This is a genomic window from Enhygromyxa salina, assembly GCF_002994635.1.
Lineage (GTDB): Bacteria > Myxococcota_A > Polyangia > Nannocystales > Nannocystaceae > Plesiocystis > Plesiocystis salina_B.
The window spans coordinates 98422-125336 of record NZ_PVNL01000097.1 but is presented as its reverse complement, the minus strand read 5'-3'; the positions used below and the strand labels follow the sequence as shown (position 1 = coordinate 125336).

Sequence of the window (26915 nt, the reverse complement as noted above, 5' to 3'; positions counted from 1 at the left end):
GCCCGAAGGTCCTGTACCTTCACTGCCCCCTGCCCGAAGGTCCTGTACCTTCATATTCGAGCAGGTATACAGATGCACAGCACCCGGAGCGATTTGCGCACACGCAGACTATTTCAGCGTTTTTTGCAGGAGCCTGCAAAGCTCATCGCGACGGGCCGACAACCCTGGCGTGACCCCTCCGCGAATCATCCATGAGGAGCAGACCGCCTTCATCACGTGCCGGGCCGTGAATCGGAGCTTTCGCTTCGTGCCAAACGAACAGGTGACGCAGACGATTCGGTTTGTCTTTGCGTACACTTGCTCAAAATTCAATGTATCGCTCCACGAAGTCCTCTATATGAGCGACCACTTCCATCTGTTGTTGACGGCACACACAAAGTGCATCCCCGATTTCATGGAGGAACTCAACTCGCTGATGGCACGCGCGCTGAACGCCCTTCGTGGCATCTCGGGGACGAACTTCGAGAAGGGCTACAATTTGGTTGAGCCGCAGGATGCTGAGAAGACGCTCGAGCACGCCATCTATACACTGGTCAACCCCTGTGCCAGTGATCTCGTCACTAAGGCGCGACACTGGAAGGGTTTCACCACGATTGGGATGGAGTACGGACAAGAGATCCTGGTGCCCAAGCCCCGGTTTGGGATGTGGGAGCCGAAGCCAGCAAAGAAACCAAAGAAAAAGCCGCGCAAGCGTCGGGACGCTCGAACGCCATCAAAGTGTGGCCGCAGCACCATTCCCGACGTGGTAGCGCTCCGATTGGTGCGTCCGCCCGTGCGGGGCGAGTTGAGTGATGGCGAATTACGAGAGTTCGTGCTTAAGCGAGTTGAGGAGGAAGAGAACGAGTGCGAGGCGGTGCGGGCCGCCAAGCGCAAGAAGGTGTTTGGGATGCGCAACGTCATGCGCCAACACTGGGCGTCAATGCCTGGCACGGAGGATCTGTTTGGTGTGCGACCGACGGTGTCGGCGAAGCACAAGACGAAGCGCGTCGAGGCTCTGCGGAACAAGGGGGTGTTCGAGGAGGCGTACGCGATCGCGCGAGCACGGTGGCTTGCGGGGGAGACGGATGTCGAGTTTCCGGCCGGCACCTGGTTGATGTGGCGACGGTACGCCGCGAACTGTGCCGACTCGTCGTAGCGGGACCGAGGATCAGGTGGTGGGCGGGCATGGCGACCCGCCGGCTAGTGCTGGTTGGGCGTGGAGAGTTGCGCGTGGCGGCATATTTTGAGGCGAGATCACGGCCATTTTGCGCTTCTTGACGACAACTTCAGGGGCGTTTTCAGTGGTATTGCCGCTAAGCGTCGCCCCAAAACGCCGACCTTCAAGCAAGACCTTCGGGAAGGGAGGAGGCCAAACGCCGACCTTTAAGCAAGACCTTCGGGAAGGGGGGAGGCCTTCCTCAGTCCGCGTGCATGATCACGCGCTCCCACTGATTGTTCCCATTCAAGAACGTACTCCCACACCGATACCCACTAGTAATCTGATCCCCCCCAGTATGCCAGCACATCCGCAGCGTCGGGCTAGCATTCGCAGTATCACAAGAGTTCCGCTGCACCCCCGTCCCCAGGTCCGCAAACCCCATCGAATGCGACCCATTATAATACCAAGACACCCCATTAGCATCATGCGTAACGTTCCCGGTACCAGTATCAAACAACACATCCTCCCGATCCCCCATCGCCAGCAGCGTAAACGTCGCGGAGTTGACCGGCCGACAACCAACCAACAGCTTGCTCCCCGTACACTGCTGCCCAAGAATCGTCCCGCTCAGGCTCGGATACGTGGTCCCGTACAGCCCGCTCCAGCACTCCTCCCACCCGCCGAGATCCCCCTCGTCCACGTTCGTCTGCGGCCCCTCGACGAAGTACAGCAGCGAAATACAGTCGTTCGTGCAAAAGTCGTCTTCGACGTCGTTGCCGTCGTCGCACTCTTCCACGCCGACCTGCTTGACCCCGTCACCGCAAAACGCGGTGGTGCAGGCCAGGGTGCAGGTGTCGCCGTTGACGTCGTTGCCGTCGTCGCACTCCTCCATGCCCTCCCACAGCAGCCCGTCACCACACTGGGCGTGCTCGCACATCGCGGTGCAGCCGTCGGCGCTGCTCATGTTGCCGTCGTCGCAGGCCTCGACGCCGTTCTGCACGTAGCCGTCGCCGCAGAACGCGAGCTGACAGGCGGGGCACCCGTCGCTGGTGTCGGTGTTGCCGTCGTCACACTGCTCGCCCTCCTGCACGATCCCGTCGCTGCACGAGCCGGGCAGGCACATCGCGTTGCAGCCGTCCGAGTCGTCCTGGTTGCCGTCGTCGCAGACCTCGACACCCTCTTGCACGAAGCCGTCGCCACAGCTGGCCAGCTTGCAGCCGGTCAGGCAGTCGTCGGTGTTGGTGCCGTTCGCGTCATCGCACTCCTCGAAGCCTTCGTACACGAACCCGTCGCCGCACGACGCGATGTGACAGGTCGGGGTGCACTGACTCGACTCGCCGTTCTGCGAGCCAAGGTCGCACTCCTCGCCCACCTGCACCACCCCGTCTCCACAGTTGGGGTTGCCGTCCCCGTCGCCGTCGCCTGGATCCCCGTCGCCGTCGCCGTCGGTCCCGTCACCCTTGGTCATGGTGAAGGGGCTGGGCTCCTCCGGGGTGCACGCGAGCGAGGTCACCCCCGTCAGAGCAACGGTCACGGTCAGCGTCGTAAGTCCAAGCTTGCTCGTCATGCCCGGGATAATCGCCAAGCGCGGGGCCGGCGTCCAGCGACAAGGCGCCCGGCGGTGTGGGCTGCTATGGTGCCGGCCCGTGTCGACGATCACATTGGCGACGCTCAACGCCAAGTACCCACACGCAGCCTTCGGCTTGCGCTATCTGCTCGCGAACATGGGCCCGCTGCGCGAGCGCACGCGGCTGCTCGAGTTCACGATCAACGAGCGCCCGCTCGACGTCGCCGAGGCGATCCTCGCCACCAACCCCAGCATCGTTGGGCTGGGCGTTTACATCTGGAATGTCGAGCCAACCCGACAGCTGGTCGAGCTGCTCCGGCGGCTCGCGCCAGGCCTGACGCTGGTGGTCGGCGGGCCCGAGGTCAGCCACGAGATCGACGACCAACCATGGCTCGCCGAGGTCGACTACGTGATCAAGGGCGAGGGCGAGCTGGCCTTCGCGCAGCTGTGCACGCGCCTGAACGCCGGCCAACACCCGCTGACCCGGGTGATCGATGGCGGACTCCCCGACCTGGCCGAGCTCGAGCTGCCCTACGCGCTCTACGACGATCACGATCTGCGCGACCGTGTCCTCTACGTCGAAGCCTCGCGCGGCTGCCCGTACCGCTGCGAGTTCTGCCTGTCCTCGCTCGACAAGCGCGTGCGCGCGTTCCCGCTGCCGGCCCTGCTCGCGGCCTTCGATCAGCTGATCCACCGCGGCGCCCGTCAGTTCAAATTCGTCGATCGCACCTTCAACCTCGACCTCGAGCGCAGCGCGGCGATCCTCGAGTTCTTTCTGGCGCGCGTCCGGCCGGGCCTGTTCCTGCACTTCGAGATGGTCCCCGATCGCCTGCCCGACGGCCTGCGCGAGCTGATCGCGGCGTTCCCGGCGGGCAGCCTGCAGTTCGAGGTCGGCGTGCAGACCCTGGACGACGAGGTCGGCAAGCGGATCTCGCGGCGCCAGAATGTGGCGCGCATGTTCGACAACCTGGCGTTCCTGCGCGAGCGCACGGGCGTGCACCTGCACACGGATCTAATCATCGGCCTCCCCGGTGAGACGGCCGACAGCTTCGGTCGCGGGCTCGATCAGCTGGTCGCCGCCGACGTCCAAGAGGTGCAGGTCGGGCTGCTCAAGCGGCTGCGCGGCACGCCGATCTCCCGCCACGCCGAGCAATTCGGGATGCTGTTCGAGCCGCGCCCGCCCTACGGGATCCTGCAGAGCCACGCGATCGACTTTGCGACGATGCAGCGACTGCGCCGCTTCGCCCAGGTCTGGGACAGCTTCTGGAACCGCGGCGATCTAGCCAAGGGTATGCGGCTGCTATGGAGCGGCGGCTCCCCGTACGAGCGAACCTTGGCGTTCGCGGACTGGCTGTTCGCAACGGCGGGCCGCGTCCACTCGATGTCACTCGAGAACCGCGCCCGCTACCTGGCGCAGCATCTGATCGAGATTCGCAGCGAGCCGCACGATCTGGTGTGCGAGCTGATCGAGGCCGACTTTGTCAGCAACAACCGACGCGCGCCCCGGCTCGCGCGGCAGCTGCAGCGGGCCGAGCAGGCCGCCCAGGCCCAGCCCACCCAGCTGCCCGATCGCCAGCGACGACACCTCGGCCATGCGTGAAGCCCGGCTCGCGCTCGGCCTGTTCGCGCTGATGTTGCTCGGGTGCCCGAGTCCGCCGACGCCCGAGCCAGTCCCCGCGCCCGCTCGTGTCGAGCCACCCGCACCGCCGCCCGTCGCCCCGCCCGCCGTCAACAGCACCGACGCCGCGGAGGATCCGGGTCCTCCGCCCCCGACCCAGCGAGAGGTCATCCGACGGCGCTGCAAGCGAGGCTTCTCCACCTGCCACGGCGGTCGAGAATGCTGCAATGATCTGCTCGAGGTCTGCGGTCGCGACAATCGCTGCCATCCACTGGAGTGATCAGCAGCGATCCTCCCCGTCCGCTAGCCATCCTCGCGGCCAGCGGGTAGCGTCACCCTCGAGGCCGCTTGAAACACATCGCCACCACAATCGCCCGCACGTCCAACTGTCGCATCGACCGCTGCAGCTGTGGCGCCGTCCACATCTCCGTTGGCGGGACCACGGTCCGCGTCCAAGATGGCATCGCGCGGGAGCTCCGCGACATCCTTGGCCTCGCGATCGGCGAGATCGACAAGCAGACCAGCACCGCCCCCGCGCCGCCAAGCTTCCACCTGGTCCGCTCGCTCGGCGACGACGACGGCGATCCCGAATTGCACTGACCGCCGCGCGCGCAGTAGGGTCGCGGTCACATGTTTGAGCTTGCGACAGAGACTCACCATGCCTTGCTCGCGCTGTGTTGCGGCGTTGTCCTCGCCGGCTGCCCGGCGACCGAGCCGGCGGACACAGGGACCCAAGGAGAAACGAGCGGCGACGGCGACGGCGACGGCGACGGCGACGGCGACCCGGGCGACGGCGACGGCGATCCGGGTGACGGCGACGGCGACTCAGGTGACGGCGACGGCGACCCAGGTGACGGCGATCCGCTGTGGGTCGTGATCGACAGCGTCGATCTCGACGATAGCCACAGGGAGGTCCTGACGATCGACATTCAGGATCTCGACGTCGCCGGTGAACCGCAGATCCAGCTGAGCGGCGCCGCTGGCTCGGGGGTCGGCACCTCCCTCGGGGGCACGCCGTTTGGCTCCGAGCGGGTCCGCGACGGTACCGCCGACATGCCGGTGGTGCGGCTGCTCAACGTCGACGCGCAGGGAGCCTTCGAGATCGTGTCGATCGTCCCCGACGGGGTCCCGGAGTACGCGCCCTCGCCGGCCTGGAACGCGGACGCGAGCGCAGCCCTGATCCGCGCGCAGACCGACCTCTCGGACCCGGGCGCGCTCTACTGGGTCACCTTCGCGGACAAGCGGCCGGTCGAGGCGGTCGAGGTCAGCGGTGACCACGGCCCGACGCCCCAGTACGGCGGCACGGCCCTCGCCGAAGACGACAGCGGCTTGTTCTACGCCGTCGACGACGACGCCGACCAGACCTTCGAGCTGTACTACGCGCCAATTGATGGGAGCCCGGGCGCGCTCACCCAGATCGGCCAGCTCGACGAGCTGTCGGGCTTCGGCCCCCAACTCGACAGCGAGAAGCTCACCTATCGCTACGATCACGACCTCGACGGGTTTCGTGATCTGTGGGTCCGTGACCTCCATGACCTGATGGCGCCCCCGGTGCTGGTCAACACCGTGGTCGCGGGCGGGGAGGTCATCCGAACCGAGTGGTCCGACGACAACCAGAGCGTGCTGTATTGGACCGGCGACGGGTCATGGGGTGAGCTGTACCTGGTGAGCTTCGTCGGCGCGACGCCCTCGGCGCCCGTGCGCATCGACTCGGCCGAGCGCGCGGCCTGGACCAAGGACTTCGTCTTCGACGACCTCGGCCGGGTGCTGTACCGATTCGGTGACGCCGACGCAGACGTTCAGGGGCTGGTCCGCGTGGAGCTGGTCAACGGCCAGCCTGGTGCGGTCGAGGTCGTGACGGAGCCGCTGGCCGACGGCGCCAAGATCGAGAACGCCCGGCACTCGGGCGGCCGGCTGATCTACCAGGTCGGCGACAGCGTCAGCCAGACTCGCTGGCTGGCCTATGTCGATCTCTCGGGCCCCGTCGCCAGCGCGCCGCTGCGCTTCGTCGACGACATCCCCGACTTCTTGATCGCCTTCCACGTTCCGCGGGTGACCAACCGTGTGGTGTTCGCGGCCGACATGGGCAGCGGTCGCCAGCTGCTGGCCGTCGACCTCGACGACCCCGAATTCGCGCTGGTCGACCTGGCGGCGAGCTTGCCCGATGGCTGGGCGGTGCCGACCGGGGTCGACGTCGTCGACGATGAGCGCCAGGTCGTGTTCCTGTCCCGCTCGACGCGGTCCACGGAAGAGCTGCTGTTTCGGGTCCGCGCCGATGGCTCGTCCGACGTCGAGCAGCTGACGGAGCTCGGCCGCGACCTCTCGCCGCCGAGCTACATGCACCCCTGACGCTCGCTCAGGACGGCGGCGGGTCGGCAGCGGGAGCCGTCGCCGCCGGCTCCTCGGCCACGTCGGCGCCAGCGACGATGAACCGATCTCGCAGCCACGGATCGATCCACAACAGCGCCCCGAGGATCACGAAGTACCCCGCGAACGCGGCGCTCGAGGCCGTGTTGTAGTGGTACGGGACGCTCGAGGTCGCGGCGGCGGTCTTGGTCAAGAACGCGGCCGTCAGGCACAACAGCGCGGTGAGCAGCATCTGCTTGCGATCCTCGAACAGCTTGCGGTCGACGAGGATGAACAGCACCATCACCGAGTAGTAGTAGCGGGTCGCGATCGTCAGGGTGAAGAACCCGGCCGCGCAGAACAGCGCCGCGAAGGTGACCGCGTCGAGCTTGCGGACCGCGAGCAGCAGCGGGCCAAACAGCGCGGCCATGGTCAACAGATAGTAGTGATCGCGGGTATGAAACGACGCGGTCTTCTTGGCCCAGCCCATGAACCGGTGCCGCTCGGTCACGTTGCCGTCCATCATGAACATGTGCTTGAAGCCGACCCGGAACCCGCGGGTGTGCTCGGTGTGGACCTTCATGTTGGCCCACCAGTCACGCCAGTTGTCCACGCCGCCGCCGATGCTGTCGCTCATGGTCAGGCTCAGCCCAAACAGGACCAGCAGGCCGAACACGAAGCCCAGGCCAAACTTCAGGTACTCGCGGCGCAGCGTGCGGGTGGCGAGCAGCTCGACGCCCGCCTTGAACCCCAGCCCGACCGCGAACACGGCCGGGAACACCCGCTCGGCCGTCGCCCAGGCCACGCACGCGCCCGCGATCGCAAATTTGTCCTTCTTCATGAGCGCGAGCGCGATGATCAACATCGCAATATAGTCGAAGCGCAAGATCGACCCGCCCATGTGAATGTAGCGATTGGGAAAGTTCGCGCAGAAGAACAATATCGCGATCGCCGCGGTCTTCACGTCCCACGCCCACGCGACGCAGCCAAACGCGAACATCATCAAGAACACGTCGAGCAGCCCGAGCCACACGAGCTCGCGCTGGACGATGTCGACCTGGGCGGTGAGCTTGGACAAGATCCACGCGTGGAAGGGGGTGCCGTTGAAGCCCTTGTCGCCGAACAGCTTGTTCCACATGCCGGCGCCGCCGAGCTCGTGGATGTCGTCGATGTCCTTGGCGAATTGCTCGAGCCGCGCCTCGTCGGCGAACAGATCCTCGCAGTCCATTTCCCCGACCGCCTCGGCCGTGGGCAGGACCTTCAGGGTCTCGATGTCACGCATCTTGGACACCCGCCGAAAGTGGCGTTGATGCGAGGCGTCGATCTCCCAGGTGCACTCGTAGATGCGGAAGTAGCCGAGCTCCGAGAAGTACTTGGCGCCGATGACCTGGTGGTACAGATCCCAGCGGTGCAGCCAGTTGTCGCCGTTGCGCGAGCCGTAGAAATACTGGGTGGCGGACCCCAGCGCGGCGATCAGCAGCGCGGCGCTGATCATGCGATCGCCCCAGCGCAGCCACTTGCTGGGCGTGCCGGGGTCCGTGGTCTTGCGGCGGTGCAGCTGCAAGGTCCGCCACGCGACCGCCGCGAGCAGGACCGCGATCGCCGTGACGGCGAACGCAAACTGCATCTCGGAGGTCTCGGTCCGCGACGTCAGGTAAAACCACAGCTGCTCGCGCAGGGTTGGATCCTGGGTGATGAGCTCGGGCGGGGCGATCATGACGCGGCTCCTGGTTGATCGTCGCGCCCGGGGTGGGGCTCATCTTTGATCTTCACGGTGTCCGCAGAGGCGGCGTCAAAGGCGGCTTTCTCGGCGGCCTGTTCGGGGGTGAGCTCAGCGCTCGGATCCGCGGCCTGGGCTTCCGTAGCCAGCACGGGGATCGACGCGGGTGCCCCGGGCGGATCACCGTGCTCGCGCAAGCCTGGCAACAGCAACAGCGCGACGCCGAGTCCCAGCATCAGCGTGGTCAACAGGTGCGAATAGACCATGTTGAACAGCCACGGCTCGAACGGCTGGACCCGGAAGATCCCATGCATGCCCACGCACAGCGCGAGGCAGCCGGCGACCAGCACCGTCGTGGGTCGGCCCACGAGCAGCTCCGAGGGCGGGTGATGCTTGGCGATCGCGGCGGCGGCGAGCGCCAGCATCGGCAGGGCGATCCCCCACGCGCTGGCGTCGGTCGAGAACATTGCGAAGGTCGCGGTGACCCCAGCGATCGCCGCGAACGCGAGCGGCGGCAGGCGGCGCACCGCCAGCAGCGAGGGCACCAACAGCAGCACGCCGCACAGCAGGATCCAGGCGTGGCGGTCGGCGAGCCGCTGGGCCTTCTCTGGGTACCCGATCGCCTTGTCGCCGCCGAGCCAGCTGCCGTCGGGGACAAACAACCAGCGCAGGCCGACCTGCCGCGAGCCGTCGGCGTAGCGGTCCACGGCCACGCGGTCAGCCCACGCCGACCAGTTGCCAAACCCGCCGGGGAGCGTGGCGCTGAGCAGCATCAGCACCGCCGCGGTCGCGGCCGCGCCGATCGCAAACCGAACCAGCTGGGGCTTGCGTGGGCGACCGCCGAGCCAGTCGACGCCGAACGTGGCCAGCAGCGCGAGCACGACCAAGCTCGGCCACACGAGCTCCACGCTGGCGAACGCGAGTAGCCCACCCGCGAGCGCCCAGCGGTCGAGCTCGGCGGCGGCGAAGCCTGCGAGCACGGTCGCCAGCGCCAGCGTGGCGGCGATCCCCGCTCCGCTCGCTACCGGGCTGACGGCCAGCTCCGCGAAGCAGACGATCCCAACCAACGCAGCGGCCCGCAGGCCGTACGCGCGCCCGACCAGCACCAGCGCGCCCACGGTCAGCAGCCCGCCGAGCAGCGAGAGCACGAACAAGCTGCCGGCCGAGATCGGGACGACCGAGAACCACAGGCGCAGGCGAGCCAGCCGAGCCGGGGTCGCGGTGCTACCGTAGCTCTCGAACACGGGCGCCAGCTTGAACGAGCGCGCGTCTTTGTTGCGGCCCTCGAACCCGTCCTCGGGCCACATCGCCGCGGCCTTGGCCACGTCGGCTCCCAGCTCGGTCCAGCGGCCCTCGGTGAAGCGCGACTCACACTCGGCCGCGACCGCGAGCGCGCGCGTGGGCAGCAGCTTGCCGCCGACGTCGGCGGGCGGGCGCTTGACCTCGAGGGGGACCTCGGGCCTGACGGTGATCTTGCGCAGCTTGCCGTCCTTGGGCTGGAACGCGAGCTTGGTGTCGAGCTCGGGCCGGGCCTCGAGCGCGGGCGCGGGTCCAAGCTCGAGCGCGCGCGCCTTCTCGACCCAGGTGAACGCCCGCTCGGCGTCGTGGTCGGCCGCCCACGCGCAGGCGTAGAGCCGATCCCAGCCGAGCTCGGCGTGGTACTTGGCCTGGACGACCTCGTGGAACACCCGCTCGCGGTCGAGGCCGCTCCCGTCGATCCGGCCTGCCGTCATCGTGAACAGCGCGAGCACCAGCGCGAGCACGGCCAGGCCACCGTCGAGCAGCTTGCGCCCGTGCGTGCGCCACGTGGCTGGGATCGTGCGCCCCTTCAACCACGCCGGGATCACGAGATCGGGCGCAGGCGGCCGCCCAAACACGTTGCGCCAGGCGAGCGCGGTCAGGCACACGAGCAGTGCCAGGAGCCCCAAGCTGAACTGGACCTGAGCGTGACGAGCGACGTCGAGCATCCGGGCGTGAGGGTGCCATGAACGGCCGGTTCGATCGACTGGTCGACCAAGAGCTGTCGGGGCTCACGGATCCGAGACCGAGCGCGATGCGACCCCGCGGTGACTGGGGTATACGAACCTGCTGATTTTCACATGCCCGACCACCCCCACGCCCACTCCAACCCGCCCGAGCCGGTCCGGCGTGACGGCAACCTGGGTTTGGTGGTGTTCGCGCTCGCGGTCGTGCTGTTCATGTCGGCGCTGGATCAGACCGTGATGGCCACCGCGCTGCCGCGCATCGCCGCGGACGTCGGCGGGCTCGAGTGGTACGCGTGGGTGTTCACTGCCTATATGCTGGCGACCACCGCCGCGCTGCCGATCGCGGGCAAGCTGGGTGACGTCTATGGCCGACGCCCGCTGCTGCTGATCGGGATCACGGAGTTCTTGATCAGCTCGGCGTTGGCCGGGCTCGCGCCGAGCATGGAAGTGTTGGTGCTGATGCGTGCGCTGCAGGGCGTGGGCGCCGGGATCTTGGCGGCCAACGCCCAGGCCGGGCTCGGGGATCTGTTCCCGCCGGCCGAGCTGGGCAAGTACAACGGGATGATGAGCGGCGTGTATGCGCTGGCCAGCCTGGTCGGGCCGATCCTCGGCGGGACGATCACCGACGGGTTCGGCTGGCGCTGGGTGTTTCTCGTCAACATCCCCGTGGGACTGGTCGCGCTGCTCGTGGTCCTGCTGAAGTTTCGGCCGCGGGCGCCCTCGCCCCACGACGCGCCCCGAGACCCGCTCGATCTCGGCGGCGCGCTGATCTTGGTCCTCGCCGTGGTCGCGGCGCTGACGAGCATGAGCCAGCTCGAGCAGGGCCTCGACCAGCTACCAGCGACGATCGCCGCTGGCGTGGCGGCGCTGCTGTTGGGGGCGCTGTTCGTTCGGGTCGAGCGACGCGCCGCCGCGCCGATCTTGCCGCTTTGGATCCTCGGGCACCGACAGCTGCGGGTGATCCTGATCGTCACCGCTGGCACCGGCGTGGCGATCTACTCCGCCGCGATCTTCACGCCCTTGATGCTGCAAGGGGCGCTGGAGCTGTCACCGACCGCCGCGGGCCTGGCGATGACCCCGATGGTGTTCGCGCTGGTCGCTGGCGGTGTCGTGGGCGGCGTCTCGATCAGCCGGCGGGGTCGCTACAAACACGTGATCGTCGTCGGCATGAGCGCGGCCTCGCTCGGCGCGGCCCTGCTCGCCCACCACGCCAGCTCGCCGACCGTGCTCGGGACCGCGGGGTGGCTGGGGGTCATGGGCTTCGGCGTTGGCATGGCGATCCCCTCGCTGTTGTCGGGGGCCCAAAACGCGGTCGCCCACGCCGAGCTGGGGGTCGTGACGGCGCTGGCAAAGTTCGGCCGGACCTTCGGCGGTATCGTTGGGCTCGCCGTGCTCGGAGCGCTGCTGCACCTGCGGCTGGCGGCAGCGCTGGCGCGGCGACTGCCCGAGCGGCTCCCCGAGCTCGCTGACGCAGGCGGCTCCGCGCAGCTCGCCGAGATCCTCGCCAGTGATCCGGGCGCGCTGCTGCAGGGGGATCCCAGCCAGGCGCTGCACGCCGCCCAGCCCCAGCTCGCGACCGATCCCGAGGCGATCGCGAGCGTGCTGGCGCTGGTCCGCGACTCGCTGGCGCGCTCGACCGCGGATCTGTTGTGGGCGGTCGCGGGCTGCCTCGCTATCGTCGCGCTGTGGAGCGCGCGGCTGGCTGATCGGGAGCTGCGACGTAGCTTCGACGAGGGTCGCGAGGCGCCGCCATGACCGACAGGCTCGTCAGCTTCGCCGGCATCATCCCGCTCGCCGCCGCCCACCGCCCAGACTGCGGCGGCAAGGCCAACGGCCTGGCCAGCCTGATCGAGCACGGCCTGCGGGTGCCGTGGGGGTTTGTGATCGTCGGGAGCCACACCGCCCCGGATCCCGCCGCGATCGAGGCCCTCCACGCCACGCTCGGACCCGGCAAGCTCGCCGTGCGCTCGTCGGCCGCGGGCGAGGACTCGCAGGCAACCTCCTACGCGGGCCAGTACGAGAGCGTGCTCGAGGTCGAGGGCCACTCCGCGCTGGTCGCCGCGATCGAGCGGTGCCTGGCCTCGGCCAAGGCGGCGCGCGTGCAGGCCTACGCGGCCGCGACCGCCAGCGACGTCGACCCCGGCATGACGGTGATCGTGCAGCAAATGGTCGACGCTCGCTGTGCTGGGGTCCTGTTCACCCGCGACCCCGTGAGCGGCGACAGGTCGCGCTACGTGATCGAGGCCGTCGCCGGGCTCGGCGAGGCGCTGGTCTCGGGCCACGCCCGGCCTGATCGCTACCTGATCGACCCCGACAGCGCGCGCGTCGAGTCCGAGCTGAGCGGGCCAACCGCGCTGCTCGACGCCGACGCGCTCACGCAGTTGCTGGCCGGGGCTCGCCGCGCGCGGGCACGCTTTGGTCACGATCTGGATCTCGAGTGGGCGATCGATCGCTACGGCGCGCTTCACTGGCTGCAGGCACGCCCGATCACCAGCGCCGCGGCGCCGGCCGTCAACGAGCTCGACACGCCGATCCTCCTGCCCTCGCCGGGCTTCACTCGCTACAACGTCGGCGAGATCCTGCCCGGCGCGATCACGCCGCTGACCGCCTCGACCGTGGTCGCGTTCATCGATCAGGGCTTTCGCCAGGCCTACGCGCGGATCGGCGTGTACGCGCCGCCCGACACCGATGACGCGTCGATCGTCGTGTTCAGCGGCCACCTGTTCTTCAACATGCGCGGCCCCTATCTGTTCGCGGCCAAGGTCGCGGGCGCCAGCAAGGACGAGGCCGATCGCAGCCTCGCCGGGCGGGTGTTCGACGAGCTCGAGGGCCTGCCCAGGCGCGGGCCGCTGCGTCGCGCGCGGACGGCCGCGTGCGTGTTCCCGGCCCTGGCCCGCGCGCCCGAGCTGCTCGCCGAGCTCGAGCCGCAGCTGGCCGCGCTGCACGACTCGCACGCGGGCTTGGCCGAGCTCGGCGTCGACGAGCTGCTCACCCGCGTCGAGGCGCTGATCGCCTGCGGGGTCCGCCTCAACGAGGCCCACATGCTGGCCTCCACGCGATCGGGAATGTTGGCTGGGGTCGTCGACGGGATCGTCGGCGGCGGCCGCCCCCTCGATCCCGAGCAACGCACGGCGATCATCGGCCTGCTGCAGGGGGTCGGCGAGGTCGAGAGCGCCGAGATCGGCGTCGCCGTGCAGGCGCTCGCGACCTTGCTGCGGGCTGACCCGGCCACGCGCGCGCGGGTGCTCGAGCTCGACAGCGCGCAGCTGCACGCGTGGCTGCGCAGCGACGAGGCTGGCCAGGCTGGCCAGCTCTACGCCGACTTCATCGCGCGTCACGGGCACCGCTGTATCCGCGAGCTCGAGCTGCGCGAACCCGACTGGGCCGACGATCCAACCGCGCTGCTGGTGACCTTGCGCGCCGCGGTCTCGGCCCCGCCACCGCGCGCGCGCGTGCAGCCGCGCGACCCCGACACGCTGCCGCTGTCACGCGGGTCGAAGCGAGCGCTGCGCTGGCTGGTGCCCAAGATGCACGCCAGCATCCGCCTGCGCGAGCAGGGCAAGTCGCGATTGGTCCGGCTCACGCGGCTGCTGGCCAGCACCTGCGTCGAGCTCGGGAACCGGCTGGTCGCCGCCCAGCGACTGCCCGAGCTCGACCTGATCTACTTCGTGACCCGCGACGAGCTGCCGCGCCTGGCCCACGCGCCCGATGATCAGCGCCGCGCGCTGGTGCTCACCGCCACGGGTCGGCGGCGCTTGCATGCCCGCCAGGCCGCGCTGCGGTTCGCCATGGTCTCACGCGAGAAGCCGCAGCCGCTGCCCCCCGCCCCGCTCCCGGACGCCACCCAGCGCCTGCAGGGCACGCCCGTCAGCCCCGGTCTGGTCGAGGGTCGGGCGCGGGTGATCCGATCGATCCAAGACGCCGCCGGCCTGGTCCCGGGAGAGATCCTGATCGTGCCGTTCACCGACGCCGGGTGGACGCCGCTGTTCACGATCGCGGCCGGGCTCGCGACCGAGATCGGCGGGACCTTGTCGCACGGGGCCGTGGTCGCGCGTGAGCTCGGGCTGCCCGCGGTCGTCGATCTGCCGGACGCCACGCGGATCTTCACGACCGGTCAGCGCGTCCGGCTAAACGCTGACGCCGGCACCCTCGAAGCGCTCGACCAGGACGACGGTGGGATCGCATAGACTACCCGGGTCGATGTCGCCCCAGCTCACCCGTGTGCTCGCGCTGCCGATCTTGCTCGGCGGCTGCGTGTCCGCGACGCCGCCCGACACCGCTGACTCCAGCACCACCGCCGACAGCACCGCCACCACCACCGAGAGCGAGTCCGGCTCGGCCTGGACCGCCGACGAGGACACTGGCACCACCGACGAACCACCCGACCTCGACGAGCAGCTCGGCGCGCTGCTCGACGCCCAGCGGATCCCCGTCGAGCCGCTCGAGCCACCCCCGCCCGACGACCCCGCGCTGGTCGAGCTTGGCGGCGCGCTGTTCTTCGATCCGATCTTGTCCGGCCGCAAAGACACGGCCTGCGCGACCTGTCACCACCCCGCGTTCGGGACCAGCGACGGCCTGTCGCTCACGCTCGGAACCGGCGCGGTCGGGCTCGGGCCAGCGCGCGCAGAGGGCCCCCACCCACCGTTCGGCCCGCGCCACTCGCAGGCGCTGTTCAACCTGGGCCAGCCTGGATTCACGCACATATTCTGGGACGGCCGCGTGCAGCTCGACGCCCGCGGCCAGCTGCGCACGCCAGCCGGGGCCGACTTGCTGCCGGGCCTCGACAGCCCGCTCGCCGCCCAGGCCATGTTTCCCGTGCTCGATCGCCAGGAGATGCGGGGCGAGGCCGACGAGCTCACGCTGCTCGGCGAACCCAACGAGCTGGGGGCCCTCGCCAACGATGATCCCCAGACGATCTGGGCCGCGCTGATGCAGCGTCTCGGCGCGATCGATGGCTACCTGGACTTGTTCGCCGCCGCCTACCCGGGCCAGAGCTTCGCCGAGCTCAGCTTCGTCGACGCCGCCAACGCGATCGCGGCCTACGAGCGGCAAGCCTTCTCGTTCCCGAGCTCGCCGTGGGACGCCTACCTCGGCGGTGACCCAGGCGCGATCTCGGACGCGGCCAAGCTCGGTGCGATCTTGTTCTACGGCGCCGCTGGCTGCGGCGACTGCCACTCGGGTCCGCTGCTCACCGATCACATGGTTCACAGCACGGGCGTGCCTCAGCTCGGTCCCGGCACGCCGACCACGGCCCCGTTCGATCACGGCCGCGAGCTGGTCAGCAACGATCCCACCGACCGCTTCGCGTTTCGTACGCCGTCGCTGCGCAACGTCGCGATCTCGCCGCCCTACATGCACGACGGCGCGCTGCTCGAGCTGCAGCAGGTGCTGGTGCACTATGGATCCCCAACCACCAGCATCGCCGACTTCGATCCCACCGGCCTGCATCCAGAGTTGATCGGCACGGTGCAACAGGGCGCCGATCACATCGCGCAGATCCTCGCCTCGCTGTCGGAGCTGCTCGAGCTCGAGCCCAACTTCGTCGGGTTGTCGAACCTGCGCGAATTTCTAAAGGCGCTCACCGATCCAGACGTCGCGGGGCTGCCCGAGCTCCGTCCCGATGCGGTCCCCAGCGGCCTCGAGCCGCCGTGACGCAATGATTGCCAAATTTGCCCACATTTGACCGGCGCGCTGCCCGCTGCCGTGCCCGGTGGTACACATACGCAGCGACTCGAGTGGTTCCCAACTCGCCCAACTCGACCGAAACGCATGCAAATGACCCGCCGCATCCTCCCGTTCTTGGTCTTCCCCGCGCTCGCGCTGACAGCCTGCACAGGTGCCGGCGACGACGTCGGTGACACTGGGGAGAGCCAGACCGGCGAGACCTCGAGCGAGGCTGGGACCGAGACCGGCGGCGAGCCCCAGCTCGCCGGGATCCCGATCCTGGGCGACACCACCCACGACATCGCCAACCTCGACGTCACGGTGATCTCATCTGCAGCCGACGGCCTCGCGTTCCCGACCGACCTCGAGTTCAAGCCGGGCGTCGCGGGCGAGCTGTGGGTCACCAACCGCGAAGACTTCTCGATCGTCGTCTACCAAGACGCCGGGCTCTCCAGCCAGCTGGCGCTCAAGCTCCAAAACGAGTTCGACAACGGCGCCCACTTCCTGGCCAAGCCGGCCGCGCTCGCGTTTGGGGCCCCCGGCACGTTCGCCACGGCCCAGCAAGAGAACGGCGTGACCCAGCCGGGCGATCCACTCGATGGCAGCTTCATGGGCCCGACCATGTGGACCTCCGATCTCAACATCTTCACGGGCGGGCACCAGAGTCACCTCGACATGCTGCACAACAGTCCCCTGGCCTCGGGCATCGACTGGGAGGACGACAACACCTACTGGGTCTACGACGGCACCCACGGCTCGCTGACCCGCTACAAGTTCAACGACGATCACGGGCTTGGCGGCACCGACCACACCGACGGCGAGATCTACCGCTACGCCAACGGCGAGCTCGGCTACGAGCACTCGATCCCCTCGCACGTGGTGTTTGATCGCAGCACCGCCTACGTCTACGCCGCCGACACCGAGAACGGCCGCATCGTTCGCCTGGATCCCACGACCGCCAGCATGGGCAATCAGATCAACCCCAACTACGACGGCTGCGTCATGAACCGGATGGACGACGGCGAGCTAATCACGCTCGTCGACGGCGCCGAGCTCGAGGTCGAGATGACCAGCCCATCGGGGCTCGAGCTGGTCGACGGTGTGTTGTTCGTGAGCGACCCGATCCAGGGCCGCGTGTTTGGCTTCGACCTCGACGGCGAGCTGCTCGACTGGCTGGACACCGGGTACCCCCCGGGTAGCTTGATGGGCATGGCCTTCGACTCGCAAGGTGACATGTGGATCGCCGACGCGGCCGCGAATCAAGTCCGCAGGTTCTCGGTCCCCGAGTGATGCGCCGACGTCGGTCTGTGTGTCTGGGGCTAGCGATCGGGCTCGCGCTCGCGCCCGGTCTCGTTTACGCGCACCCGCCCGCGAGCGTGCGGACCCCCGTAGACTGGAGCGAGGCGCCGTGCGTGACGATCGTCGATCGTAGCCAAGATCCCGTCGCGGCGCTCGAGTACGACATTCCGCAGGAGGACGACGTCGACCTGGTCAACGAACCGCTCGACAGCCACACCCATCAATTTTTTGGGTTTTGCCGTGACCACGATCTCGACGAGCGACTGCCGAATTGGATCAACCAAGCCGATCTGGACAATTCCGCGCTGTTCGGCTTGGGCACGCTGGAGGGCGTTGATCCAGCCCGGGACATTCTGCAATCCGCCGCGCAGTGGGCCGGCTGCTTCACGCGGATCACCCCCGATGATCAACGCCGTCCGATCAGCTTCGAGGCCGCCGCCGAGCCGGTGCTGTGGGACACCAGCGCGCTCGCGGCCGGGACTTGGGTAGTCGAGGGCTACACCTACGAGCCCTGGTTCAACCTGTGGTCGCCGCACCCGGGGGTGTTCAAGATCGTCGATGATCCCGACCCGGCCGCGAGCCCTCCGGCGGCCGCGCTGTTATTCGAGGAGCAGACGGTGTTTGTGGGGGCGGCGGTCGAGATCAACGGCTGCGTCGACGCGATGCCAGGCTCGACGATGAGCCTGTCGTGGGTCGAGGCCAGCACGGGCGACCCGCAGTGGGAGGTGTTCGCGGGGGATCTGCCCGTGCGCAACGGGAGCTTTGAGCTGACGTGGGAAGCGCCGGAGGCCGCGGCGTCGCGGTCGATGCTCATCAAGGTGGACGTGGTGGATCCGCTCGGGCGGGAGTGGACGGCGCATGGGTTCTCGCGGATCGGGGTGATTGGCAGCGGGAGTGGGGGGACCGGGGATGAAGGCGGGGATGACGAGACCGGGACCGACGCTGGCGAGACTGACGGTGGGCCTGGTTTGGATGACGATGGTGGCGGGGATGGTGGCGGGGATGGTGGCGGGGATGGCTGTGGGTGCACGGTCGAGCCGGGGCGTGATGGGGTGCCGGTGGTGTGGACGCTGGTGGGGTTGCTGGTGCTGGGTTGCCGACGGCGTGTGATTGCGGGCCCGCGAGAGCGGGGTTGAGCGCTCGCGTTGGCTGAGGGCTGCCGGGCTATTGTCCCTCAATCCCCGAGGCTGCCGGTTTTCTTGCAATGTTGCCACGCGAGCTTGCAGGCGCTCCCCGGGTAGGCAGTGTTGCAGCGAACACGTAGGTTCGTGAGGCTCGGGATCTCGGTGTAGGGGCCCGTGTCTGAGACACCGCCGTGGAGATGCTTTTCGTACACGCTATTCACCCCCGAGTACCCAAACACGGACATGGTCTGCGGATACGAGGCGCTCTTACACACCGAACTCAGGGATGTGCACATCCTCACCCGGAACACCGAGGCGCCAAGCTGATTGTTTGTAACCAAGTTCTTGGTTACGCCCTCTCCAATGGTCGTGTAGCAAGGTTTGTCGGGCGTTGTGCAATTGAACGCGGGCGTGCATTGCGTCAGCAAGCCCTGGGTCCCCGCGTCCTCCTCTGTCGCCGAGACGACACCGAGTTTATCCAGAGGCTGGTCTGCCAAGTGCGCGGACATATCTTGGCCGTCGGTCGCCTCCCGGTCCTCGAAGCCACACGCGAGCGCGCCCCCCAGTAGGATCGCGATGACGCTGGCGCACGCGAGGGTGGATTTCCTGCCTTGGTCGTTCATGATTCACCTCCAAGTCATTATGGCCCACTTCTTCACTTCGCCCCGCGCGCGAGCGGCCGCAGCTGTCGGTCGCCGCTGAACGTCCTGATCGGACGACCCCCGACGGCGCGCAGCTTTTTCCGGGGAACCGTCTCGAGCTTGGACGCATGCTGCCCGCCGACATGGCCGGCAAGAAACGACACGTCTATGCCCTGTTCGAGGACCGCGAGGCGGCGGACGCCGCCCTCGACGAGATCCAGCGGCGCGGGTGCCGAGGCGAGCAGTGCAGCGTCTTGATGCAGCGATATCTGCTCGATGAGGAGGAGCTGACGATGAGCGAGACGGCCGCCAGGGAGGGGACCAAGAAAGGCGCGCTCGCGGCTGGAGTGGCTGGCGCCGTGGTCGCGGGGTTGGTCGCGCTGCCCGGCGGCCTGATCGGCTTTGGGCCGTTGGTGGCTGTGATCTTCGGCGCCGCCTGGGGCGCGACCTTCGGTGCGCTGCTCGGCTCAATCTCCGGCGCGAGCGACCCCGAGCAGGTCCTGCGCAAGATCGAGGCGGAGGTCAACGCAGGCAGGATCCTCATCGCCGTCGAGACCGACGATGAGCAACTCGAGGAAGCGGCGGACGAGGTGTTCGCGTCGCACGGGGGCCGCAAGGTCGCGTGATTATTTGGTGCGCGAACTCGGGCGCTGCGTTGTGGTGATTGATGGACCACATTGGGCTCCGGCAGGTCGCAGCTGCGCCGAGGCCAAGGCACGGACTTCACTGCGGAGACTCCCGGGGGTCCTTGCTGCCTTGCGAAAAGCCGCGACGGTGACCGTCTCGTCGAGCTCAAAAGGGGTAGCGGTGGAGCGGCGCCCTGAACCGCCCGTCCGCGAAGCCGAGACACCGCGACACACTCCCGCGCAATCGCGCCTTTCCTGCTCCAGCGAGGCTCCAACCCGTGGCCGCGAGCGGGCCTCCGAGTGTGACCCGAGGACCTCGTCGATCGGCGTGGCCGCGCCGCCAAAGGTCGCACGAAACCGGCGGTCGTCGATCACATAGGGCTGCTCCCACTGATAAACCATCTCCCGCAGCGCTCGGAGCATTGGCGAGACCAGCCCCGCGGTGGTCAGCGCCCGGGGATCGCCCGGACCGCGCCGGGCAAGCCGAGCGGCGCGGCGGCGCGCTCGATCAACCCCCGGGTGGACCCGGCCCACGCGAGCGGGAGATGGAACACCTTGCCGAGGGCCTCGAGCCGGGTCCCGAGCTCGGCCAGCGCGCGCGCGACGTCGGGTGTGTAGCTGTAGCCGTGCGGCTGATCGGGGTCACCAAACACCTCGACGGCCTTGCCCGCGCGCAGCCGCTCGATCGCCCGGGGGTTGAGCGCGACCGACGACGGCGTGCCGGGCCCGAAGAAGTCCGCCGCGCGGCCGCAGCTGACCTCGACCTCGCCGCGGCGGTGGGCCTCGAACAACTCCTCGGCCAGCATCGCGCGCAGCTCCCCCTGGTGGCTCGTCGGCCACCGGGCGCTGCGCGAGGTCCCGCGCGTGAAGGCGGTGTGGGACTTCTTGATTGAGCACGCCCGGGCTGGCGCGCGCTGACGTCCTCGAACTGTGCCGCGGTGGTCCCCGGGCACTGGGCGCTCGCGGGCACGCTACAGGTCTCGGCTTGGCCTCGGCGCCCTTGGGTTTCGCGGCAGGCTCATCGCCCTCTTGGCCCGCTTCCTGTTTCGAGTCGCACTCCGGGCCCGGTGCGAGCAGCGAGAGGGGAAGACCGAGCAGCGCGGTGGTACATCGCCTGGGTCGCCCCTTGATCCGCCCACCGACGCACTCGCAGGTTTGATAGTGTGCGGGCGTTGGAGCCGACGCGTTCAACGAGCACCGCGGGTCTTCGCCGCATGGACGCGCTCGTGCGCTGGTGGATGTACACGCTGCCGCCGGTCGACGGGCGCCTGCGCTTCGTCGTGTACGCCCTGCTCTTCGTGCTGAGCTGGACCCATGAGGCCGGGCTCCTCGCTGGCCCCGACCTCGTGTTCCGCACCCCAGCGTTCGCCTACACCCCCCGCGGCCTCGCGGGTCTCGTCCTGACCGGTCAACCCTCCGCCGACTGGGTCCTGCCGTTGCGCGCGGTCACGGCGATCGCGTGGGTCGCCGCCGCGATCGGGCTGTTCTCGCGCCCCGCGGCCGTGATCACGGCGATCGGGGCGTTCACGCTGCACGGGGTGACCGCCGGTGTGGTCGGCCAAAACCACGGCTGGTACCTGCCCACCTTCACTCTGATCGCGCTGACCTGCGCGCGCACGGACGATCGCTTCAGCGTGGACTTTCACATCCGACGCTGGCGCGGACTCCCCGAGCGCCCCGCCCATGCCAAGGACCATGACAAGGACACCTTCGAGCTCGGGCGCACGGGCTTCGCTCGGGTGCTGGTGCTCGTCGTCGCGATGGGTCTCCTGTTCATGGGCGGCGTCGCCAAGCTCTGGGGCTCCGGTCTGGAGTGGCTCGACGGACACACCCTCCGCGTCTACATCGAAGCCGAGCAGACCCCTCCGCTCAGCACGTTCTTGAAGCAGCACCTTTGGGCATGCGCCGCGCTGTCATGGGCCACGCTCTCGCTCGAGCTCGGGGCTTTGCTCGCGCTGCTGTCTCGCGGGGCGCGGCATGTCATCGTCGCGGCGGCGGCCTGCTTTCACGTCGGTGTGCAGCTGGTGATGGTCCCCGCGTACGCGCAGTACCTGGTTTGCTACGCGCTGTTGATCGACTGGGGGGCGATCGCGGCGTGGGCATCGGCGCGGCTGGGCCGGCCCCGCGCCCCGACGCGGCCCGTGGCGATGACGCCGAGCAGCCCCGTCGCGCGCGTGTCGACAGCGGGCGGCATGTTGCTCGTGGCCTCGCTCGCGTTGGTCACCCTGCTCAGGATCGAGTGGTGGCCCGTGACGCACGTGCCGATGTACTCGACCTATCTGAGCAAGCAGCGCGTGGGCGAGATCCGCAAAGCCGACTTGTTCGACATCGACAAGGCCGCAGTGATCGCCCGCGACTGCCTCGCGTCGCGACCGTGTGCCTGGGCGCTCCCGATCCGCGTCGCGCGACACATACGCGTGCGGGTCTTGACCTACGGCAGCTCCGAGGAGCTCGGCGCAGACGTCCCGTCGTCGCAGTGGAAGTACCTGGTCAGCGGCGTCGCCATGCGGCAGCTGAGCGCGTCGGCGAACGCTGGCGTGGACGCGCAGGCGCCCGGCGGTCCCGTCGAGGAGTTTCTGCGCACGCTCGTGCCCGAGGTGCGTGCCCGTGCCCCGGCCGGCACGCGTGGTCGCATCGTGTTCGAGTACAAGGTCCGCGGCGGCTACTATCGTCTGGGCCAGGTGCGCTTCTCCAGCCCCGAAGCTCCGGCTCCAGAGTAGAGTGGCGAGCATGCTGGACGATGAGGCCACAGGCGCCGAGATCGAGGCGCTCTTGCTCGCGCAGCCGATCAGGCGCCACCACCCAGACATGCACGTCTGGGGCTGGCTGCGCGAGGGTCTGCGCGCCGACCCCTGGCTCGAACAGCTCGACGCGATCCGTGTGACCGGCTCGAAGGGCAAGGGCTCGACGTGCAGGATGCTCGATGCCCTGGGCTCGGCGCTGGGGATCTCGACGGGCCGAACCAGCTCACCGCACCTCCTGCAGGTCAACGAGCGCATCAGCGTCGAGGGTCACGACATCAGCAACACGGAGTTCGCCCGCGCGATCACGTGGGCGCTGCAGCGCTCGAACGACTATGTCGCGCAGTTCGATCCCGACGGCAGCCCCTCGACGTCGGGCTTGCGCTTTTGCACTTACGACGTGCTCCTCGCCAGCGCGCTGCGTCACTTCGCCAACCGGCGACCCGAGCTGGTGATCTCCGAGGCCGGTAAGGGCGGCCGCTTCGATCCTGGCTGGGTGTTCCCGAGCACGCTCGCCGCCATCACCTCGGTCGAGTTCGAGCACGCGCAGCTCGGGCCGTCCGTCTACCACATCGCCTATCACAAGGCCGACATCTGCAGCCCGGGCGGCACGTTGGTGGTCGCCCCTCTCGACCCGTCGCTGCTGCGGGCGCTGGGCGCCTACACGAGGATGCGCGGCGTGGAGCTCGTCGACGTGCGCGAGCTCGTGCGCTGGCGTGTCGAGAGCTGGTCCACGACCTCGATGACGCTCGACGTCGAGCTCGCAGGCCACGCGATCCCCGAGCTGCGCCTCGGCCTCGTCGGCGAGCACCAAGCCAACAACGCCGCCCTCGCGCTCGCCCTCGCGTGGCTATGGGTGGGACGCCATCGCCCCGAGATCGGGGCCGAGACCTTCATCGCAGCGGCGCGAGATGCCTTCGCCGAGCTCCGCTTCGCGGGGCGCTTTAGCCTGGTCCACGCCGAGCCCGAGATCTACATCGACGTCGCGCACACGAGCGAGGGCGCGCGAGCCCTGGCCACGACGATCGCCGCGTCCAGGGACGCGAGCCCCACGATGTTGGTGTTTGGACTGACCGCGGACCGCTACCCCCACGCGATGCTCACCCCACTGCTCGACGTCGTCGATGAGCTGGTCGTCACGAGGCCGTCGACGGGTCCCCGCGCGCATGAGCCCCTGCAGCTCGCCGCCATCGCCGAGCAGATCACCAAGCGAGTTCCCGTCCATTGTGAGGAGAATGTGAGCGCGGCGCTGCGCTACGCGCTCGAGCGCGCCCGCTCGCTCGGGCTGCGGATCGTCGTCACGGGTGGGCATGCGATCGCGGCGGAGTTTGCCCACGCGCTCGCCGGCCACGATCCTGACGAGCTGGTGCGCTTCGTCTGGGGAGCGTCGCCTTCATGACGCCTCATCGAGCGCCGTGACCTGCGGGACGCTTCGGCGTGTGCGGACGCAGCGGACGCAGCAGATAGGGGCGCGTCGCCTCGAGCAGCGGCGCCACAAAGACCCCGTCGACACGAAGGGACACGCGCTGGTGCGCAGCCGTCGAGTCGAGCGCCTGGTGGTGACGTCGCTCGTCGAACCAACACGCGTGAGTAGCGACGCGCGCCGCTTCAGCGGCCGGAGCATGCACGATCAGCTGCTTGGCGCTCGACGTACGCAACCACACGAAGTTGCCGGCGAGATCGTCGAAGTCGTGATCGCGATGGAGGATCCCGTCTTGACCTGGCTGATCGACGATCAAGAACGCTCGACCAATTTCAGCGAAGATCCGACCCCGGAGCTGCTGTTGAATGTACGCTTCCACGAGCGGAAAGTGATCGAGCGCCTCGGTGTCCGCGTGAATCTGCTCGAGGTGCTTGCGGCGACGCAACAGGCCGGCCTTGCAGTGCCGCTGGCGCAGGTAGATCGTCTGGTGGCTGCTGGTCTGATCAGAAGCCGAGAAGTACGAGCGATCGCGCTCGGGCCTGTCACGAATCAGGCTGGGCGCGACTCGATCGATCTCGCGGGCGACCGGATCCCATTCCGGGCGCGGCAGCCACGGGCTGAGGTCGAAGATGACCCTGTCCGCTCCCACGCCTGCCAGTGTAGAAGTATCGAGGAGCGCTCACAAGCCGCGCGTGCGGGGTGTCCTGCGAGTGACGAATGGGGAGCTTCAGCAAGCGCGTGGGGGTCTCGCGCGCGGCATGGATACGGGAACCGAGCGATTGTTCGCGTGGGCGACCTGGATCATCGGACGGCTCGAGGACAACCTGACCCCGGCCCTCTCTGGAATGAGGGTGTTGCGCCTCTAGTTTGACGAACAGATCGAAATATCAAATCTACCAGGAGCTACAGAGTCCTGCGGCAATCTCGGAGATCCTCAGCCTTGCGAATGCGAACTCGTCCGCCCCCGCGGCCGAGACCAGCCTCAACTGGCCCGCTCGAACTCGACCTCGCGGCGTGACCGACCCGCCCCTGACCAGGCCGAGATGGTCGGCTCTTGGAAGATGCTCCCGGGAGGGGCGGGGTTCGCTCGTCACTCGCTCCCCGGGAACAACCTGCGGTGTTTGTGCGCGAAGCGGCGCACCGCAGCTTCATAGCCAGGCTGAGCTTCTAGAGCCGAGCAGGCGCTGAGCTGGGAGTGGTAGCTGGCACCTGGGAGGCCGCTCGAGCAGCTCTCGACGAGCGCCTCATGGGCGAAGCGAAGCAGCTGAATGGCCAGCTTGGGGGTGAGCGAGTTGGGATCGTGGCCGGCGCGGCGAAAGGCCGCGAGGGTGCCGGCTGCGATGACGAGTAGAGCGTCCTTTTTGCGGGTCCCGAGCAACTCGTAGCCGGCGTCGATCTTCTTGCTGGCGTCGGCTTCGTCGCCGCGCAGGTGGTAGTATGGGTGTGCGACGAGGGCGAGAGGGTCTCCGGCCGCGAGAAAGTAGAGCTCCCAAGCTTCGCTGGGGTACGAGTGGAGCTGCTTGCCGTCACAGCGGGGCTCGAGCCAGCCCTCGCCGATGGCCTTGACGCGCAGGAACTCTCCCTCGACCCACACCCGAATTCGACGCCCGCAGGCCCCGCAATCGAGCACCTCGCCGAGGGCTCCCCTGGCCTCACAGGCGACAGTGGGCCAGTCGACGACGAGCTCGTGGTCGGTCTGAAACTCGACCTTCCAGCGCGTCTCGTCAGCCGCAGAGCGCTCGGTGTCGAGCGGGGTCAGACGCAGCACGCCGCTCGCTTCGCCCTCCGGAGCGCCACTACCCATCCACAGCCCCGCGGGGTGCTCGAGGTCCGGAGCTTGGGGAATGTAGTCCTGGGGTGTGCGATCGAAGAACGTGGGCGCGTAGAGGACGAGCTCCTCGGCGAGGGTGTAGTCAATCGTGGCAACGCCGCACGCCTCGAGCTCGGATGGCCCACCGCAGGCTCGAAAGAGCTGCCTGCGGGCGATCTCCAGGCTCAGATGGGCGCTGTAAACTTCCCCGAAGGAGCCTCGCTCCTCGGATGTGGCCAGCAGCAGCTGAGCGCGCTCGATGAGCTGCTCGTCGAAGGCCCTCGGCGCGAGCTCATCCTCCTCGTCTTGGCTGCGTGTGGCGAGGAAGGCGCGAGCGACCACCGTTCCAAAGTCCTGATGCGTGTAGCTCCCGCTCCACTCCTCGGGGTTCTCTGGACACTCCGAACCTCGAGGCGCGCCGTCCAGACTGAGCTCCACGGCGCCCTCGCGGACTTCGAACACGAGGGGGAGCGTGCAGTCGCGCAGGGGGACTTCGCACGCAGTCGCAGCTCCTGCTGCGATCCGAGCCTCGACGATACAGACGGGGCGGGTGTGGGGGGGGTCAAAACTCTCGGCTGGCCCCGCGTGCACGATCAGGCGGCTGAACGCGGGAAAGCGCGCGATCGAGAGCGAGTGCGTCTGCGACTGCCAGATCCCGAGGTGCGGATAGGGGAGCGGAGGCGCCTCGACGATGGCCGGGTCGGAGGGGGGAGAGGCCGGCTCTGGCGTGGCGTCCGCGATCGCCTCGCCAGGTGGCTCGACCCGCTCGTCGCTCGCGCGCGGGCAGGCACTCAACAACAGCGGGGCGAAGAGCAAGGAGTGGGCGCGCTGCGCGAATACAGGTCCCGTTGCGCTCTCTCGCATGGTGAGAGTCTCGCACATGTCGTGCGGAGAGGGGCCCGCTCCATGCGGGCCGGGGGAGGCCAGCTTCGCTCACCTGCCCCGCTGCGAAAGCTTGCTAGCTAGCGCTAGCCCGTGCGACCACACACCGTAACACCGCGACATCGAAGCGCTCGTCGCCGGATACGTCGACGAGGTTCGGCGTTGTGCACGGCAGGCCGTCGAGCGGGGGCTCTCGCCTGCGTCTGGTACGACGAGCAAGCCGAGCAAGCCGAGCAAGCCGAACGTGAAGCGCAAACGGACGTTCAATGGGCGCCGCTCGCTCGCCGAGCTCGAGACGCTCAGCGAGGCGTTGTGCGTCCTGATCCACGAG

20 protein-coding genes are annotated in these 26915 nt (G+C 68.4%); 13 read left to right on the top strand and 7 right to left on the bottom strand.

The genetic code is table 11. From position 1 onward, the window contains the following. Positions 1-169 precede the first annotated feature (169 nt). Entirely contained in the window at positions 170-1135 is a 966-nt protein-coding gene (locus ENSA7_RS24230; protein ID WP_181234052.1) for a transposase, read from the top strand. A gap of 262 nt (positions 1136-1397) precedes the next feature. Here the strand turns inward: ENSA7_RS24230 and ENSA7_RS24225 are convergent, their stop codons facing one another. Next, positions 1398-2672, bottom strand: coding sequence for a DUF4215 domain-containing protein (locus ENSA7_RS24225; protein WP_244923893.1), 1275 nt, complete (start codon positions 2670-2672; stop codon positions 1398-1400). 112 nt (positions 2673-2784) lie between these two features. Between ENSA7_RS24225 and ENSA7_RS24220 the strand changes: the two genes are divergently transcribed. The 4 genes from ENSA7_RS24220 to ENSA7_RS24205 all read left to right on the top strand — a co-directional run bounded on the left by ENSA7_RS24220 (position 2785) and on the right by ENSA7_RS24205 (position 6672). Continuing rightward, positions 2785-4305 carry a B12-binding domain-containing radical SAM protein gene (locus ENSA7_RS24220; protein WP_244923892.1) on the top strand — a complete coding sequence of 507 codons (1521 nt, stop codon included), beginning with the start codon at positions 2785-2787 and terminating at the stop codon, positions 4303-4305. Next, positions 4298-4603, top strand: coding sequence for a hypothetical protein (locus ENSA7_RS24215; RefSeq protein WP_106091711.1), 306 nt, complete (start codon positions 4298-4300; stop codon positions 4601-4603). Before ENSA7_RS24220 ends, ENSA7_RS24215 begins: the two co-directional genes overlap by 8 nt. Positions 4604-4671: 68 nt before the next feature. Continuing rightward, complete coding sequence (locus ENSA7_RS24210) at positions 4672-4923, top strand: hypothetical protein (RefSeq protein WP_106091710.1); 252 nt, start codon at positions 4672-4674, stop codon at positions 4921-4923. Positions 4924-4953: 30 nt separating this feature from the next. Then, positions 4954-6672, top strand: a complete 1719-nt coding sequence (locus ENSA7_RS24205; protein ID WP_106091709.1) for a hypothetical protein — start codon at positions 4954-4956, stop codon at positions 6670-6672. Positions 6673-6679: 7 nt separating this feature from the next. Here ENSA7_RS24205 and ENSA7_RS24200 read toward each other — a convergent pair whose 3' ends face one another. Together ENSA7_RS24200 and ENSA7_RS24195 are read right to left on the bottom strand one after the other, a co-directional pair. Next, entirely contained in the window at positions 6680-8386 is a 1707-nt protein-coding gene (locus ENSA7_RS24200; RefSeq protein ID WP_106091708.1) for a hypothetical protein, read from the bottom strand. Beyond that, positions 8383-10356 (bottom strand): hypothetical protein, encoded by a 1974-nt coding sequence (locus ENSA7_RS24195; RefSeq protein ID WP_106091707.1) that lies wholly within the window; start codon positions 10354-10356, stop codon positions 8383-8385. Before ENSA7_RS24195 ends, ENSA7_RS24200 begins: the two co-directional genes overlap by 4 nt. Before the next feature lie 132 nt (positions 10357-10488). Here ENSA7_RS24195 and ENSA7_RS24190 point away from each other — a divergent pair, with 132 nt between their 5' ends. The 5 genes from ENSA7_RS24190 to ENSA7_RS24170 all read left to right on the top strand — a co-directional run bounded on the left by ENSA7_RS24190 (position 10489) and on the right by ENSA7_RS24170 (position 18473). Beyond that, complete coding sequence (locus ENSA7_RS24190; RefSeq protein WP_106091706.1) at positions 10489-12129, top strand: MFS transporter; 1641 nt, start codon at positions 10489-10491, stop codon at positions 12127-12129. Further along, complete coding sequence (locus ENSA7_RS24185) at positions 12126-14561, top strand: PEP/pyruvate-binding domain-containing protein (RefSeq protein WP_106091705.1); 2436 nt, start codon at positions 12126-12128, stop codon at positions 14559-14561. The genes ENSA7_RS24190 and ENSA7_RS24185 overlap by 4 nt, the downstream gene beginning before the upstream one ends. A 13-nt stretch (positions 14562-14574) precedes the next feature. After that, complete coding sequence (locus ENSA7_RS24180; protein ID WP_106091704.1) at positions 14575-16026, top strand: cytochrome-c peroxidase; 1452 nt, start codon at positions 14575-14577, stop codon at positions 16024-16026. Positions 16027-16149: 123 nt separating this feature from the next. Beyond that, on the top strand, positions 16150-17328 hold the full coding sequence (locus ENSA7_RS24175; RefSeq protein ID WP_106091703.1) for an NHL repeat-containing protein: 1179 nt from the start codon (positions 16150-16152) through the stop codon (positions 17326-17328). Next, complete coding sequence (locus tag ENSA7_RS24170) at positions 17328-18473, top strand: hypothetical protein (protein WP_146158072.1); 1146 nt, start codon at positions 17328-17330, stop codon at positions 18471-18473. The genes ENSA7_RS24175 and ENSA7_RS24170 overlap by 1 nt, the downstream gene beginning before the upstream one ends. 38 nt (positions 18474-18511) lie before the next feature. Here ENSA7_RS24170 and ENSA7_RS24165 read toward each other — a convergent pair whose 3' ends face one another. Then, a complete protein-coding gene (locus ENSA7_RS24165) occupies positions 18512-19084 on the bottom strand; it encodes a hypothetical protein (protein WP_106091701.1) in 573 nt (190 codons plus the stop codon). Between the two features lie 146 nt (positions 19085-19230). Between ENSA7_RS24165 and ENSA7_RS24160 the strand changes: the two genes are divergently transcribed. Continuing rightward, complete coding sequence (locus ENSA7_RS24160; RefSeq protein WP_106091700.1) at positions 19231-19728, top strand: hypothetical protein; 498 nt, start codon at positions 19231-19233, stop codon at positions 19726-19728. 446 nt (positions 19729-20174) lie between these two features. On the opposite strand, the gene ENSA7_RS44075 is transcribed toward ENSA7_RS24160, so the two are convergent. Next, entirely contained in the window at positions 20175-20534 is a 360-nt protein-coding gene (locus tag ENSA7_RS44075; protein WP_181234051.1) for an NAD-dependent epimerase/dehydratase family protein, read from the bottom strand. Between the two features lie 408 nt (positions 20535-20942). On the opposite strand from ENSA7_RS44075, the gene ENSA7_RS24145 reads away from it, so the two are divergent. Together ENSA7_RS24145 and ENSA7_RS24140 are read left to right on the top strand one after the other, a co-directional pair. Then, on the top strand, positions 20943-22448 hold the full coding sequence (locus ENSA7_RS24145; RefSeq protein ID WP_106091697.1) for an HTTM domain-containing protein: 1506 nt from the start codon (positions 20943-20945) through the stop codon (positions 22446-22448). Positions 22449-22458: 10 nt separating this feature from the next. Continuing rightward, on the top strand, positions 22459-23868 hold the full coding sequence (locus ENSA7_RS24140; protein WP_146158071.1) for a bifunctional folylpolyglutamate synthase/dihydrofolate synthase: 1410 nt from the start codon (positions 22459-22461) through the stop codon (positions 23866-23868). A gap of 4 nt (positions 23869-23872) precedes the next feature. Here the strand turns inward: ENSA7_RS24140 and ENSA7_RS24135 are convergent, their stop codons facing one another. Together ENSA7_RS24135 and ENSA7_RS24130 are read right to left on the bottom strand one after the other, a co-directional pair. Then, on the bottom strand, positions 23873-24541 hold the full coding sequence (locus ENSA7_RS24135) for a hypothetical protein (RefSeq protein ID WP_106091695.1): 669 nt from the start codon (positions 24539-24541) through the stop codon (positions 23873-23875). A gap of 441 nt (positions 24542-24982) precedes the next feature. Continuing rightward, on the bottom strand, positions 24983-26566 hold the full coding sequence (locus ENSA7_RS24130) for a hypothetical protein (protein WP_146158070.1): 1584 nt from the start codon (positions 26564-26566) through the stop codon (positions 24983-24985). Positions 26567-26915: the final 349 nt, after the last annotated feature.

Excerpts from the sequence above, each read along its gene's own strand:
- ENSA7_RS24215 (WP_106091711.1), top strand. The coding sequence starts at position 4,298 with ATGCGTGAAGCCCGGCTCGCGCTCGGCCTGTTCGCGCTGATGTTGCTC.
- ENSA7_RS24205 (WP_106091709.1), top strand. The coding sequence starts at position 4,954 with ATGTTTGAGCTTGCGACAGAGACTCACCATGCCTTGCTCGCGCTGTGT.
- ENSA7_RS24200 (WP_106091708.1), bottom strand. The coding sequence starts at position 8,386 with ATGATCGCCCCGCCCGAGCTCATCACCCAGGATCCAACCCTGCGCGAG.
- ENSA7_RS24195 (WP_106091707.1), bottom strand. The coding sequence starts at position 10,356 with ATGCTCGACGTCGCTCGTCACGCTCAGGTCCAGTTCAGCTTGGGGCTC.
- ENSA7_RS24190 (WP_106091706.1), top strand. The coding sequence starts at position 10,489 with ATGCCCGACCACCCCCACGCCCACTCCAACCCGCCCGAGCCGGTCCGG.
- ENSA7_RS24185 (WP_106091705.1), top strand. The coding sequence starts at position 12,126 with ATGACCGACAGGCTCGTCAGCTTCGCCGGCATCATCCCGCTCGCCGCC.
- ENSA7_RS24180 (WP_106091704.1), top strand. The coding sequence starts at position 14,575 with ATGTCGCCCCAGCTCACCCGTGTGCTCGCGCTGCCGATCTTGCTCGGC.
- ENSA7_RS24175 (WP_106091703.1), top strand. The coding sequence starts at position 16,150 with ATGACCCGCCGCATCCTCCCGTTCTTGGTCTTCCCCGCGCTCGCGCTG.
- ENSA7_RS24170 (WP_146158072.1), top strand. The coding sequence starts at position 17,328 with ATGCGCCGACGTCGGTCTGTGTGTCTGGGGCTAGCGATCGGGCTCGCG.
- ENSA7_RS24165 (WP_106091701.1), bottom strand. The coding sequence starts at position 19,084 with ATGAACGACCAAGGCAGGAAATCCACCCTCGCGTGCGCCAGCGTCATC.
- ENSA7_RS24160 (WP_106091700.1), top strand. The coding sequence starts at position 19,231 with ATGCTGCCCGCCGACATGGCCGGCAAGAAACGACACGTCTATGCCCTG.
- ENSA7_RS44075 (WP_181234051.1), bottom strand. The coding sequence starts at position 20,534 with ATGCTGGCCGAGGAGTTGTTCGAGGCCCACCGCCGCGGCGAGGTCGAG.
- ENSA7_RS24145 (WP_106091697.1), top strand. The coding sequence starts at position 20,943 with ATGGACGCGCTCGTGCGCTGGTGGATGTACACGCTGCCGCCGGTCGAC.
- ENSA7_RS24140 (WP_146158071.1), top strand. The coding sequence starts at position 22,459 with ATGCTGGACGATGAGGCCACAGGCGCCGAGATCGAGGCGCTCTTGCTC.
- ENSA7_RS24130 (WP_146158070.1), bottom strand. The coding sequence starts at position 26,566 with ATGCGAGAGAGCGCAACGGGACCTGTATTCGCGCAGCGCGCCCACTCC.